This window comes from Massilia sp. 01N417 (assembly GCF_056399645.1).
Genome location: NZ_JBFTRS010000001.1, coordinates 38,438 through 52,180, shown reverse-complemented (window position 1 = coordinate 52,180; position 13,743 = coordinate 38,438). Strand labels below are relative to the sequence as shown.

General features: G+C 65.4%; 11 protein-coding genes. 5 read left to right on the top strand and 6 right to left on the bottom strand.

The annotated features are described in order from the left end of the window. Positions 1-93 precede the first annotated feature (93 nt). The 3 genes from AC1DOQ_RS00240 to AC1DOQ_RS00230 all read right to left on the bottom strand — a co-directional run bounded on the left by AC1DOQ_RS00240 (position 94) and on the right by AC1DOQ_RS00230 (position 3,930). Positions 94-585 carry a porin family protein gene (locus AC1DOQ_RS00240; RefSeq protein ID WP_477358836.1) on the bottom strand — a complete coding sequence of 164 codons (492 nt, stop codon included), beginning with the start codon at positions 583-585 and terminating at the stop codon, positions 94-96. 216 nt (positions 586-801) lie between these two features. Beyond that, the gene (locus AC1DOQ_RS00235) at positions 802-2,589 is read right to left on the bottom strand and encodes a M56 family metallopeptidase (protein WP_477358833.1); all 1,788 of its coding nucleotides are present in this window, start codon (positions 2,587-2,589) and stop codon (positions 802-804) included. A 234-nt stretch (positions 2,590-2,823) separates the two neighbouring features. Further along, positions 2,824-3,930 (bottom strand): S-(hydroxymethyl)glutathione dehydrogenase/class III alcohol dehydrogenase, encoded by a 1,107-nt coding sequence (locus AC1DOQ_RS00230; protein WP_477358830.1) that lies wholly within the window; start codon positions 3,928-3,930, stop codon positions 2,824-2,826. Positions 3,931-4,067: 137 nt separating this feature from the next. On the opposite strand from AC1DOQ_RS00230, the gene AC1DOQ_RS00225 reads away from it, so the two are divergent. Beyond that, positions 4,068-5,084 carry a GlxA family transcriptional regulator gene (locus AC1DOQ_RS00225; RefSeq protein WP_477358827.1) on the top strand — a complete coding sequence of 339 codons (1,017 nt, stop codon included), beginning with the start codon at positions 4,068-4,070 and terminating at the stop codon, positions 5,082-5,084. A 3-nt stretch (positions 5,085-5,087) separates the two neighbouring features. On the opposite strand, the gene AC1DOQ_RS00220 is transcribed toward AC1DOQ_RS00225, so the two are convergent. Next, positions 5,088-5,741 (bottom strand): ANTAR domain-containing response regulator, encoded by a 654-nt coding sequence (locus AC1DOQ_RS00220; RefSeq protein WP_477358824.1) that lies wholly within the window; start codon positions 5,739-5,741, stop codon positions 5,088-5,090. Positions 5,742-6,086: 345 nt separating this feature from the next. Here AC1DOQ_RS00220 and AC1DOQ_RS00215 point away from each other — a divergent pair, with 345 nt between their 5' ends. The 4 genes from AC1DOQ_RS00215 to AC1DOQ_RS00200 all read left to right on the top strand — a co-directional run bounded on the left by AC1DOQ_RS00215 (position 6,087) and on the right by AC1DOQ_RS00200 (position 12,016). After that, a complete protein-coding gene (locus AC1DOQ_RS00215) occupies positions 6,087-7,664 on the top strand; it encodes a S8 family serine peptidase (RefSeq protein WP_477358821.1) in 1,578 nt (525 codons plus the stop codon). Between the two features lie 126 nt (positions 7,665-7,790). Continuing rightward, a complete protein-coding gene (locus AC1DOQ_RS00210; protein WP_477358818.1) occupies positions 7,791-8,447 on the top strand; it encodes a class I SAM-dependent methyltransferase in 657 nt (218 codons plus the stop codon). A 49-nt stretch (positions 8,448-8,496) separates the two neighbouring features. Beyond that, positions 8,497-11,295 (top strand): valine--tRNA ligase, encoded by a 2,799-nt coding sequence (locus AC1DOQ_RS00205; RefSeq protein WP_477358815.1) that lies wholly within the window; start codon positions 8,497-8,499, stop codon positions 11,293-11,295. Positions 11,296-11,401: 106 nt separating this feature from the next. Then, positions 11,402-12,016, top strand: a complete 615-nt coding sequence (locus tag AC1DOQ_RS00200) for a hypothetical protein (protein ID WP_477358812.1) — start codon at positions 11,402-11,404, stop codon at positions 12,014-12,016. Here the strand turns inward: AC1DOQ_RS00200 and AC1DOQ_RS00195 are convergent. Both AC1DOQ_RS00195 and AC1DOQ_RS00190 read right to left on the bottom strand, forming a co-directional pair. After that, on the bottom strand, positions 11,983-12,612 hold the full coding sequence (locus AC1DOQ_RS00195; RefSeq protein WP_477358810.1) for a response regulator transcription factor: 630 nt from the start codon (positions 12,610-12,612) through the stop codon (positions 11,983-11,985). The genes AC1DOQ_RS00200 and AC1DOQ_RS00195 overlap by 34 nt on opposite strands. Further along, the gene (locus tag AC1DOQ_RS00190; RefSeq protein ID WP_477358807.1) at positions 12,597-13,739 is read right to left on the bottom strand and encodes a sensor histidine kinase; all 1,143 of its coding nucleotides are present in this window, start codon (positions 13,737-13,739) and stop codon (positions 12,597-12,599) included. The genes AC1DOQ_RS00195 and AC1DOQ_RS00190 overlap by 16 nt, the downstream gene beginning before the upstream one ends. Between the last annotated feature and the right edge of the window lie 4 nt (positions 13,740-13,743).

The following is a 13,743-nucleotide window of genomic DNA, read 5'->3' as shown; positions in this document are numbered from 1 at the left end:
AAAATAAATGGCACACGTTCCGAAAATCGAAACATGTGCCACCTGTTTTAATAAGCGGGCGATGAATTGCCGCTTATTCCCGTCTTAATTAAATTAAAACTTGAAGACGACGCCGACGCCGTAATTGGTCGAATCGCTGGACGGCTTCTGCACTTCGAAACGGCCGGAAATGGTCGGGGTGAAGCTGTAGCTCAGGCCGGCACCGTACATGACGCCGCTGGTGTCGTCGCCATAGGACAGGCCGCCGTAGCTGGCTTCACCGCGCAGCTGGTTGTAGCCCAGGCGGCCATAGACCTCGACCTGGTTGCCGAGCGGGTAGGAGCCGACCACCGAGAGGTGGGTCTGCTTCGCCTTGACGTTGACGCCCAGCACATCCCAGCTGCCCAGCTGGCGATAGCCCAGCTCGATGGCAAAGTTCTGGTTGAAGCCATAGCCGAGGAAGCCGCCGACGCTGGCCTTGTTGTCGCTGAGGCCGTCGAGCTTGGTCGAGCCGAGGTCCAGGCCGCCGTAATAAGCGGTCGGTGCGGCGAACGCGGAAGATGCCGCGAAAGCCAGTGCGGCGGCGGCAGCGATTTTCTTGAACATGTTAATTCCTATCTCTTGGTGATTATTATTGAATAGCACCGGAAAACATTTTTCCGGTTGCTGAAAAGAAATTATACCTATCTTCTTTTGCGCCGCACAATACGGTGTAATTACCGTATTAAATCCTGTTATATGCACATTTAATCGAATACATATAAATAAGACCGGAAATGAAATCCATTTCCGGTCTTATTTATATGCATGCAAGGATAGTATTCAGCCCTGCCCCGGTGCCGGCTGCGCCAGTCCCCTGGCCATCGCATCGCGGATCAGGCTGCGCATGGTCTTGTCGGCGGCCTTGCCCTCCTGGTCCATCTGCTTGCCGAGCGCATCCATCTTCTTGCCCAGCGCGTCCATCGGCTTGCCGGCCTCGTTCATGCGCTTGCCGGCGGCGTCCATGCTGGCCTGGGCGCGGCGCTGCCCTTCACTCTCGGTTGCGGCGTGCATCTGCTGGCCCAGTGCGTTCATCTGCCGGCCAAGCGTATTCATCCTGTCGTTCAGGCGGTCGCGCTCGCTGTCGCTGCCGGCCTTGCCGATCTGCTGGCCAAGGCTGGACATCTGCCGCCCCAGCTCGTTCATCTTGCGCTCCAGCTCACGCACCCGCGCCTCGTCGGGCCGCATGCCGGCGGCGGCCTGCTCCATCTCCTTGCCGATCGCATCCATGGCCTTGCCGTGCTTGTCCATCTCCTTGCCGTAGGCATCCATCTGCTCGCCCAGCCGGTTGACCGGTTCCCAGGCCGCATGCGCCTTCGCCAGCGTGTCGCGGTCCTGCACGATCCAGGTCTTGCCGCCATCGCGGAACCACAGGAATTCGCCCTTGATGCTGCGCTTGAGCTGCTTGATCGACGGCCAGTCGGCGCTGTTGCCGGTCATGTTGAAACCGTCGTCGCCCTCGCCCACCAGCGCATAGGGCGCTTCCCGGCTATCCTGCTGCGTCACGTGGACCGTCGATTTCTGCTGGGCCGGCGCGGCCGCCGGCGTGGTGCCGGCATGGGCGTGGATGGCGGCCGTCAGGGCCAGGCCGAGGGCCGGCAGGGACAGCTTCCAGTTAAGGGGTTCGGCGTGCGGGCGAACCAGGCGTTTGATGCGAGACATGAGCGTTCCTCTTATTCCAAATGCCCCAGGGGCGAGTTGCGGGGAGAGCTGGAACAGGTCCAGCTCGGATAATGCAAGCGCGAGACGCCGCGGTTCGCCCAGCGCGCTTGCGGCCAAATCGTCGGCGATCAGTTCCCGCTCGATCCGGATGCGGTGCGACAGCCACCACACGGCCGGGTGATAGAACAACAGGATCTCGATCGCACTCTGTACCAGGTTGACCAGGTAGTCGTGGCGCCGCACATGGGCCAGCTCGTGGGCCAGCAAGGCCTCGAGCAGCTGCGGCGCCATGCCGGTGGCCAGCGAGGCCGGGACCAGCACCAGCGGGGCCAGGGCCCCTGCCGTCACCGGACTGGCAAGATCGTCCACCAGCCCGAGGATGACCTTGCGGCCGATCCCCAGCCGCAGCGCCAGGCGATCCAGCACGGCCTGCCACTCGGCGTCCGGCCGGTAGGCGCCGGGACGGCTGCGCCGGCGCACCCAGGCCAGGCCCAGCAGCAGGCGCACGGCCATCAGCGCGGCCCCGGCCGACCAGCACAGGATCACCAGCGGCAGGCGCGGCTGCAGGGCCTCGCGCCAGTCCGCCAGGCGCCACCCGGCCGGCAGCACGGCGCCGTGGAGCGGGCCGGGCGCCGCCTGCCCGCCATTGGACGGCAGCGCCTGCAGCAGCGCGGACGGCAGCATGAGCACGCCGTCTGTGCCCTGCCCGGCCACGCGCGCCAGCATGCCGGCCAGCGGCAGCGCCGCGCACAACAGCAGCGCGCTGCAGGCGACCAGGTAGCGCCACTGCGGACGCGCCCTGCTCAGCAAGCCCAGCAGCACGGCGGCGGCACAGCCGACCAGCGCGCCCTGCCAGACGAAGTCCAGCAATGCCCAGGCCAGGCCGGACATCCAGGCCGCGGCGTTCATCGCGTTTCCTCCCAGTGATGCAGGCTCATGCGGGTTCCTTTCGACGGATTCAGAATAGGCCAGCTAGAAAAATTTGTCTAGAACTTTTTTTCTAGTTTTGGGCGCTTGATCGATGAGGGCAGGATAGATATGCAAAGGGATGCGCGCCAGCGGGGTGCGACAGGCTGCAGGAATGGCGGCGTGGATGGAAAAAAGCCGGCATTGCGCCGGCTTGGCTTGGCGGGTGCCAGGTGCTCAGTACACCACTACCGAACGAATCGACTCGCCCTTCTTCATCAGCTCGAAGCCTTCGTTGATCTGGTCGAGGCGCAGGTGGTGGGTGATCAGGTCGTCGATGTTGATCTTGTTTTCCATGTACCAGTCGACGATCTTCGGCACGTCGGTGCGGCCGCGGGCGCCGCCGAAGGCCGAGCCTTTCCAGACGCGCCCGGTGACCAGCTGGAACGGACGGGTCGAGATTTCCTTGCCGGCTTCGGCCACGCCGATGATGATCGACTGGCCCCAGCCCTTGTGGCAGCATTCCAGCGACTGGCGCATGGTGGTGACGTTGCCGATGCATTCGAAGGAGTAATCGGCGCCGCCGTCGGTCAGCTGGACGATGGTGTCGACCACGTTCTCGACCTGGGTCGGATTCACGAAGTGGGTCATGCCGAACTTGCGCGCCATCTCTTCGCGGCCCGGGTTGATGTCCACGCCGATGATCTTGTCGGCGCCGACCATCCTGGCCGCCTGGATCACGTTCAGGCCGATGCCGCCGAGGCCGAACACGACCACGTTGGCGCCCGCCTCCACCTTGGCCGTGAAGATCACGGCGCCGATGCCGGTGGTGACGCCGCAGCCGATGTAGCAGACCTTGTCGAAGGGTGCGTCGGAGCGGATCTTGGCCAGCGCGATTTCAGGAACCACGATGTAGTTCGAGAAGGTCGAGGTGCCCATGTAGTGGTAGATCGGCTTGCCGTCCAGCGAGAAGCGCGAAGTAGCATCCGGCATCAGGCCGCGGCCTTGCGTGGAGCGGATGGCCTGGCAGAGATTGGTCTTCTGCGACAGGCAGAATTTGCACTGGCGGCATTCCGGGGTGTACAGCGGGATGACGTGGTCGTCCTTGCGCAGGGAGGTCACGCCGGGACCGACGTCGACCACCACGCCCGCGCCTTCATGGCCGAGGATGGCCGGGAAGATGCCTTCCGGATCGGCGCCCGACAGCGTGTACCAGTCGGTGTGGCAGATGCCGGTGGCCTTGACCTCGACCAGCACCTCGCCCGCCTTCGGGCCTTCGAGCTCGACTTCCTCGATCGTCAGCGGTTTACCCGCCTGCCATGCAATCGCTGCCTTGGTTTTCATATGGGATTTCCTGAGTGGTTGTGCAATCCTGCCATTATCCGCACAAGCCATGCCGCGGCCAATAGGCGCTCTCCTGGATGTCCGAAATTAATGCAATAATGACCGGATTTGTCAGCCGTCAAGAGCAGTACAGACCCATGCAGAACAGGCCAGCGTCCCCGGCAATTACCGTCGACATCGTCGTTTATCCAGGCTTCAAGGCCATGGAAGCCATCGGTCCGATGTCGGTCTTCGAATATGCCAACGTGCACCTGCGCAAGAGCGGCAAGCCGGACGGCTATGAGGTGCGCATCGCGTCCAGCCGCGAAGGCAACGTGCCCTCGGATACCCTGATGTCGCTGCAGGCCGGCAAGCGCCTCGACCTGCTGGCATTGCCGCATACGGCCATCGTGGTCGGCGCGCGCGACATCCACCGCGCGCTGGCCGAAGGCGGCGCCATCGTCGACTGGGTCGCGGCCGCCGGCCCGCGCCTGCAGCGCCTGGCGGCCCTGTGTTCCGGCGCCTTCTTCCTCGGCGCGGCCGGCGTCCTCGACGGCAAGGCCGCGACCACCCACTGGAGCGTGGCCGAACGCTTGCAGGCCGAGCATCCGGGCATCGCCGTCGATGCGGACGCCATCTTTGTGCGCGCCGGTAACCTGTGGACCTCGGCCGGCGTCACCGCCGGGATCGACCTGGCGCTGGCGCTGGTCGAAGAGGATTTCGGCAAGGAGCTGGCACTGCAGGTGGCGACCGACATGGTGGTCTACCTGAAGCGCCCGGGCGGACAGTCGCAGTTCAGTTCCCACCTGCTGAGCGAACGCACGGCGCGGCCCGGCATCCGCGAGATCCAGAAGTGGATCCTCGAAAACCTGCACCAGCGGCTGAGCGTTACCCAGCTGGCGGAAAAGGCGATGATGAGCGAGCGCCACTTCGCCCGTGTCTTCCTGCAGGAAGTCGGCATGAGCACCCAGGAATTCATCGCCGCCTGCCGCTTCGAACGCGCCCGGCAACTGCTGGCCGATCTCGCGCTGCCGCTCAAGACGGTGGCGGCGCGCGCCGGCTTCAATGGCGAAGCGCAGATGCGCCGCGCCTTCCAGAAGCGCATGGGGATCGCCCCTACCCTCTACCGCGAGCGCTTCGCCACCACCGGCGTGGCTTCGGCGCAGCGAAACTAGCGCTTACTTGCTGCGCAGCCGGCCCGCGAAAGCGCCGTGCAGGCTGTTGAGCAGCTCCTCGGCCGCGACGATCTGTTCGGCCACCTCGTTGACCTTGCGCCGGCTCGAGCGCGCATGGTCGCGCAGCACTTCGAAGGCGGTATTCCTGTCGGCCTGGTAGCGCGCCATCAGCAGGCCCACGGCCAGGCTGGTCTCGCGGCCGGCGGCCAGGGCCGCGTTCAGGTTGGCCTCGGTACGGCGCAGCTGGCGGATCTCGTCCGCGCGCGCCAGCGCCGCCTCGAAGGCCGGCAGCAGGCGGGCGGCGTCCACCGGCTTGACCACGAAACCGAGCGCGCCATGGCTGGCGGCCTGGCGCGCGGTCTCGGCATCGTCCACCGAAGACAGGAACATGAAGGGCACCTCGGTATGCTCCCTCAGGCGGCGCGCCAGGTCGAGGCCGGACATGCCGGGCATCGTGACGTCGAGCAGGGCCATCGCAAAGCAGGGTTCCTGGTGCGCGCCGTCCCGTTCGGCGATGCGCTGCAGCGCTTCCGGTGCCGACGCGGCGCCCACGGTGTCGTAGCCGGCGTGCTGCAGTACGGTGGCGAGGAATTCGAGCAGGAGGGGATCGTCGTCGACCAGCAGGATCGGCCGGCGGGAGGAAGCGGGCGCACTCATCGTGTTGTGTTCTCGCAGCGGAAGAAGAAGCCATCGCCGAAACTAACGGAATCTTCACAACTCCAGTTTCGGCCGCCAAAAATATAGCATGCACATTCGTGATGCATTTAGATTTGTATCAATTGAATCATATGCAAAGACGATAAAGCAACAACTCCCGCGCACGATTCAAAACTCGTTGCGTACGTATAAGTTAGCTCAATAAACTGGCTCGGCTGTTTTCCAAACGGCTGGGCCCGGCCTTTGAAAAGCAGTGATGTATCGGTCGTTCAGATAGTGAAACAAACAAGCACGCGACCCACGAGGTCCGCGGCGATAACAAGTAACTTAACGGAGAAAACACCGATGAATCAGAAGCACACTCGCGCATCAAAGATGGTCCCTGTCCTCGGCGCCTGCGCCGCGGCGCTGGCAATGGCATTTGCGGGAAGCGTATCGGCCGCCGCGCCGGACACCACCCGTGTGATCGTGGCCTTCAAACCCGGCGCAAAGGCGGCAGTGAAGTCGCTGGTCGCCGCGTCCAGAGGTTCGGTCAAGCAGGAAATCTTCAACATGGATGCGATGGCCATCGAAGTGCCGACCGTCGCGCTGAAGGGCCTGGAAAACAATCCGAACGTCGAGTACATCGAGGAAGACGTGATCCGCAAGCCGTTCTCGCTGACCACGCCCTCGACCGGCACCCCCTACACCGTCGGCCAGCAAGTCCCCTACGGCATCAAGCTGGTCCAGGCCGACCAGCTGCCGGACACCAACGCCGGCAACCGCAAGATCTGCATCATCGACTCCGGCGTCGACTTCAGCCATGAAGACCTGAAGGACAACGGCGCCAACGTCACCGGCGAATACGATTCCGGCACCGGCTGGTGGTACACCGACGAGACCCACCACGGCACCCACGTGTTCGGCACCATCGCCGGCGTCAACAACGGCACGGGCGTGGTCGGCGTCAATCCGAACAAGCAGCTCAAGCTGCACATCGTGAAGGTGTTCGGCGCGAACGGCGCCTGGACCTATTCGTCGACCCTGGCCAATGCCGCCAACAAGTGCGGCGCGGCGGGTGCGAACGTCATCACCATGTCGCTGGGCGGCGGCGCCAAGAGCATGACCGAGCAGCGCGCCTTCGACAGCCTGCAGACCAAGGGCGTGCTGAGCATCGCCGCGGCCGGCAACGACGGCAATGCCACCACCTCCTACCCGGCCGGCTATGGCAGCGTGATGTCGGTGGCGGCCGTGGACGAGAACAAGGTCGTCGCCTCCTTCTCGCAGTACAACAGCGACGTCGAGATCGCCGGTCCGGGCGTGTCGGTGCTGTCGACGGTCCCGATGGGCACCGGCCAGGACCCGGTCCTGAGCGTCGGTTCGAGCACCTACGCCCCGACCGCCATGGAGGGTTCGCCGGTCAAGACCGCGACCGCCCCGCTGGCCGACTTCGGCATCGGCGACACCGTCAACACCGCCGTCTCCGGCAAGGTCTGCCTGATCCAGCGCGGCACCGTCGACTTCGCGACCAAGGTCAGCAACTGCCAGAACAGCGGCGGCGTCGGCGCGGTCGTGTACAACAACGTGGCCGGTCCCCTGGCGGGCACCCTGGGCACCACCGTGACGAACATCCCTTCGGTCGGCGCGTCCGACACCGAGGGCGCCGCGATGAAGGCGCAGCTGGGCCAGAGCGCGACCGTGGGCGTCAAGGCTTCGAACTATGCCTACTTCGACGGCACCTCGATGGCGACCCCGCACGTCTCGGCAGTCGCCGCCCTGGTGTGGAGCTACTTCCCGACCTGCACCGGCGCCCAGATCCGCACCTCGCTGAACAACAGCGCGCTCGACCTGGGCACCGCCGGCCGCGACACCAAGTACGGCTATGGCCTGGTGCAGGCCAAAGCCGCCTACGACCGCATCAAGTCGCTGGGCTGCGGCAAGTAAACGCAGGGTGGGCACTCCCGTGCCCACGCGGACGTCAACATACCGCGAGCATCACCCGTGGGCACACCGTGCCCACCTTTCCAAAAAGGCGCTTCGGCGCCTTTTCTTCGTTAGAATCGAACGATCATGGACACGAAAATCATCGCCTCCTGGGGCAAGAACACCTCGCCGTGGGTGCGGGCAGTGCGCGAAGGCGAAATCGCCAGCCGCACCCTGGTCACCAACCGCGCCATCGTCGACACGGTGCGCAGCCTCGCGCCGGCCTGCGGCATCGACATCGGCTGCGGCGAGGGCTGGCTGGTGCGCGCGCTCGACGGCGTCGCCATGCTCGGCGTCGACGTCGTGCCCGGCCTGGTCGAGGCCGCGCGCCAGGCCGGCGGCGGCGACTTCCTCACCATGTCCTACGAAGAGATCGCGCAGGGCGGCCTGGACCTGGCCCTCGATATCGCCATCTGCAATTTTTCGCTGCTGGGCGAAGCGTCGGTCGCAGGCCTGTTCCGCGCCGCGCCGGGCTTGCTCAGGGCCGGCGGCCATTTCGTGGTCCAGACCATGCATCCGGTCGCGGCCTGCGGCGACGCGCCCTACCGCGACGGCTGGCGCGAAGGCAGCTGGGCCGGTTTCAACGCCGGCTTCACCGATCCGCCGCCCTGGTATTTCCGCACGCTGGGCAGCTGGGTCGATCTCTACCTCAGCCATGGCCTGCGGCTGCGGGAAATCCGCGAACCCGTGCATCCGGACACAGGGAAGCCGGTGTCGCTGATCCTGGTCGGCCAGTTGGCCTAGCGTCATCTATAATGGACCCTTTCGAAATTTCATACCAATCACAGCCATCATGGAATTAGCCAAGTCTTTCGAGCCAGCCGATATCGAACAATTCTGGCGTACCGAATGGGAAAAGCGCGGTTACTTTGCCGCCACCATGGACGCCGACAAGCCTTCGTTCAGCATCCAGCTGCCGCCGCCGAACGTGACGGGCACCCTGCACATGGGCCACGCCTTCAACCAGACCGTCATGGATGGCCTGACCCGCTACTACCGCATGCGTGGCTATAACACGGCCTGGATCCCGGGCACCGACCACGCCGGCATCGCGACCCAGATCGTGGTCGAGCGCCAGCTGGACGCCCAGAAGATCTCGCGCCACGACCTCGGCCGCGAAGCCTTCGTCGAGAAGGTCTGGGAGTGGAAGGAAAAGTCGGGCAACACCATCACCGGCCAGATGCGCCGCCTGGGCGCTTCCGCCGACTGGAACCGCGAATACTTCACGATGGACGAGCCGCGCTCGCAAACCGTGGCCGAAGTCTTCGTGCGCCTGTACGAACAGGGCCTGATCTACCGCGGCAAGCGCCTGGTCAACTGGGACCCGGTGCTGGGCACCGCCGTCTCCGACCTCGAAGTGGTGTCGGAAGAAGAAGACGGTTCGATGTGGTACATCCAGTACCCGCTGGCGGACGGCAGCGGCCACCTGACGGTCGCCACCACCCGTCCTGAAACCATGCTGGGCGACGTCGCCGTCGCGGTCGACCCGACCGACGAGCGCTATACCCACCTGCATGGCAAGATGCTCAAGCTTCCCTTGAGCGGCCGCGAGATCCCGGTCATCGCCGACAGCTACGTCGACAAGGCCTTCGGCACCGGCTGCGTGAAGATCACCCCGGCCCACGACTTCAACGACTACGCGGTCGGCCAGCGCCACAACCTGGCGATGCCGAGCATCCTGACGCTCGACGCGAAAATCGTCGACGATGCGCCGGAAGCCTACCGCGGCCTGGACCGCTTCGAAGCGCGCAAGAAGATCGTCGCCGACCTCGAAGCCCAGGGCCTGCTGGAACAGGTCAAGCCGCACAAGCTGATGGTGCCGCGCGGCGACCGCACCGGCGTCATCATCGAGCCGATGCTGACCGACCAGTGGTTCGTCGCGATGAGCAAGCCGGCGCCGGAAGGCACCTTCAACCCGGGCAAGTCGATCACCGAAGTCGCGCTCGAAAAAGTGGCGAACGGCGAGATCCAGTTCGTGCCCGAGAACTGGACCACCACCTACAACCAGTGGCTGAACAACATCCAGGACTGGTGCATCTCGCGCCAGCTGTGGTGGGGCCACCGCATTCCGGCCTGGTACGGCCCGAACGGCGAGATCGTGGTCGCCCGCAGCGACGAGGAAGCGAAGCAAAAAGCTGCCGCAGCCGGCATCACCGGTGAGCTGACCCGCGACCAGGACGTGCTCGACACCTGGTTCTCGTCCGCGCTGGTGCCCTTCTCGACCATGGGCTGGCCGGAACAGACCAGGGACATGGACCTGTTCCTGCCGTCGTCGGTGCTGGTGACCGGCTTCGACATCATCTTCTTCTGGGTCGCGCGCATGGTCATGATGACCGCGCACTTCACCGGCAAGGTGCCGTTCAAGACCGTCTACGTGCACGGCCTGGTGCGCGACTCCTCCGGCCAGAAGATGTCCAAGTCGAAGGGCAATACCCTCGACCCGATCGACCTGATCGATGGCATCGACGTCGAGTCGCTGGTGGCCAAGCGCACCACCGGCCTGATGAACCCGAAGGCCGCCGAGAAGATCGCCAAGGCCACCCGCAGGGAATTCCCGGAAGGGATCGCGGCCTACGGCACCGACGCCGTGCGCTTCACGATGGCGAGCTACGCCTCGCTGGGCCGCAACATCAACTTCGACCTCGGCCGCGCCGAAGGCTACCGCAACTTCTGCAACAAGCTGTGGAACGCGACCCGCTTCGTGCTGATGAACACCGAGGGCAAGGATTGCGGCAAGCCTGATCCGGCCGACCTGTCGCAGGCCGACCGCTGGATCATCTCGCTGATGAACCGCGTCGAGCAGGAAGTGGCGAAAGGCTTCGCCGACTACCGCTTCGACAACATCGCCAGCAGCATCTACAGCTTCGTGTGGGACGAGTACTGCGACTGGTACCTGGAACTGGCCAAGGTCCAGGTCCAGCAAGGCACCGAGGCGCAGCAGCGCGCCACCCGCCACACCCTGCTGCGCGTGCTGGAAGTGATCCTGCGCCTGGCGCACCCGATCATTCCGTTCGTGACCGAGGCGCTGTGGCAGGCCGTCGCGCCGCTGGCCAGCAAGACCGGCGACACCATCATGCTGCAACCCTACCCGATCGCCGACGAAGCGGCGATCGACGAAGGCGCGGAAGCCTGGATGGCGCAGTTCAAGAAGCTGACCGACGCCACCCGCAACCTGCGCGGCGAGATGAAACTGTCGCCGTCGGTGCGCGTGCCGCTGATCGTCGAACCGGGTTCGGAAGCCGACCGCGAGGCGGCCAAGGGCTTCGCGCCCTACGTCCAGCTGCTGGGCAAGCTGTCGGAAGTGCAGATCGTCGACGTCCTGCCGGAATCGCCGGCCGCGGTGTCGATCGTCGGCACCACCAAGCTGATGCTGAAGGTCGAGATCGACGTCGCCGCCGAGCGCGAGCGCCTGTCGAAGGAGATCGCGCGCCTGCAGGGCGAGATCGCCAAGGCCGAGGGCAAGCTGTCGAGCGAGAGCTTCGTGGCCCGCGCCCCGGCCGCCGTGGTGGCCCAGGAACGCGAGCGCGTCGCCAGCTTCGGCGCCACCCTGGCCAAGATGCAGGAGCAGCTGGGCAAGCTGCCGCCGGCCTGATCGGCCACGCCGCTCACTGACAATGCGCCGGTTCACGCCGGCGCATTTTTTTCGACCTCACGAACACGCTACTGGCACAACGATGATGAATCCCGGACCCTGCCGCATGGCGTACCAGGAATACCAGGCCGCGTCCGGACGTGGCACGGGGAAGGAGCGCGTGGTATGCGTACTCCTTACCAGCCCCGACGATCTGATCGTGGCTCCGGACAACCATGTACTCAAATGTCTCAAGGCTGCGGGCGTCGGTGCGTCGATTGGCGTCTATTTCTACCGCTTCAAAAACGAAGCACACCGCTTTATCAAGATCGGGGAATGCACTCGGCGCGAAGGCATCGCGGTCCGCTTTCAACGCGGATGGCATGGTACTGAGAGATACTCCGATAATTACACAAGGAAGCGAAGAGGCGAAACGTATGTCGACAGCGAGTTTGCCCTCGAGATTCGGCGTATTAGCCCGGAAAATCCCGCCTACTTCGTTTTCTACGAACACGCCACCCTGCATTCTCATCCCAAGATCGATGAGGTCTTCGCTTATCGGATGCACAAGCGGCTTTTCAAGTGCGACACCGCGAGTCCCGAGAGAATGAACGGGAACCCCTTACTTGCCCGGCGCCTGGTCTGGCACAAGACAGCCTTCAGTGAGGTTGTCCGATGCCGATTCCCCGACGGTACGCCCTATCCTGATCACAACCAGCCCGCATTCCTCGCCATCCGGTAAGCCTCGATCCGGTTGCCGGCATTCAGCTTGCTGATCGCCTCGGACAGGTAGTTGCGCACCGTGCCCTCGGACAGGTGGACCTGCTTGGCGATCTCGGCGCTGGTCTTGCCCTCGCCGGCCAGGCGCAGCACCTGGCGCTCGCGGTCGGACAGCGGGTCCTGGCCCGCGCTCCAGCTCTCCAGCGCCAGCTCGGGCGCGATCGCCCTGCCGCCGCCGGCCACCTGCCGGATCGCCGCCGCCAGGTTCTCGGCCGGCGCATCCTTCAGCAGGTAGCCGCGCACCCCGGCTTCCAGCGCGCGCCGCAGGTAGCCGCTGCGCGCGAAGGTGGTCACGATCACGACCTTGCCGGGCAGGCCGAGTTCTGCCAGCCGCGCCGCCAGTTCGAGGCCGGTCATCTGCGGCATCTCGACGTCGGTCAGCACGATGTCCGGCCGCAGCTCGCGACACAGCGCCAGGGCGTCCTTGCCGTTGCCGGCCGTGCCCACCACGTCGAGGTCGTCTTCCAGCCCGAGCAGGGCCGCCAGCGCGCCCAGTACCAGGGCCTGGTCTTCCGCAATCACGATGCGGATCGGATGCGGGATCAGATTCGCGGACATGCCGTCTCCTTCGATTCCTTCATCGGCAGGCGCAGCTCCAGGCGCATGCCCTTGTCCACGGCGATCGCCAGTCGGCCGCCGACGCTGGCGGCGCGTTCGCGCATGCCGCTCAGACCGTTGCCGGCGCGGACTTCGCCGCCGGCGGGCAGGCGGTCGCCGTCGTCGGCCACGCGCAGCACGGCCTCCTGCCCTTCCAGCGCCAGCTTGACCGTGCAGCGGGTGGCCCCGGCGTGGCGCACCACATTGGTCACCGCTTCGCGCAGCGCCAGCGCCAGCAAGTGTTCCTTCCCTGCCGCCAGGACGCCATGCAGGAAATGCGGCGCTACCTCCTCGCGCAGTTCGACGCCGGCCGCGGCGAGGCTGGCGCGGGCACTGGCGAGGGCGCCGGACAGGCCGCTGTCGCGGTAGCCGGTGACGGCGGTCCGCACCTCGGCCAGGGCGCGGCGGGCGGTGGTTTCGATGTCGGCGATCTCGCGCTTGCAGGCGTCCAGGTCGCGCCCGGCCAGCTTGTTCGCCAGCTCCGCCTTCAATGCGATCAGCGACAGCGAGTGGCCGAGCAGGTCGTGCAGGTCGCGCGAGATGCGTTCGCGTTCGGCGATGCGGGCGATGTGCTCGACCTCTTCCTGCTTGCGCAGCAGCTGCCTGCGCGCGGCCCGCTGTTCCGACTCCATGATCGAGCCCAGGCCCACCGCCACGCCGATGATCCAGGGCGCCAGCAGGAAGGTCTTGCCGATCGGCGACAGCAGATAGCCGGCCACGGTCGCCAGGCCCAGCACCGCGGCCAGCATCCGGTAGGCATTGCGTCCCGGCGACAGGCGCCCGCACATGCCGGCCGCGAACACGAATAGCGTGCCGGCGCCCGAGTTGTAGGGGATCCAGATGACGCCGATCAGGCAGGTCAGCGCGATGCAGAGGATGGCCGCCCGCCCCTCGGCCCAGAAGCTGTACAGGTAGAGCGGCAGGAACAGCACGGCGGTGACGCCGAACATCACCAGCTCGATCGCGCGCGGCGGCACGAAGAAGTACTGCCACAGCATGAAGGTCAGGGAAAACGCCCACAGGTAAGGCAGCTTGCCCAGTTCCGGCGGCACCCAGGGTCCGGCCAGCATGCGCTTGAGAGTCTGCATCGCT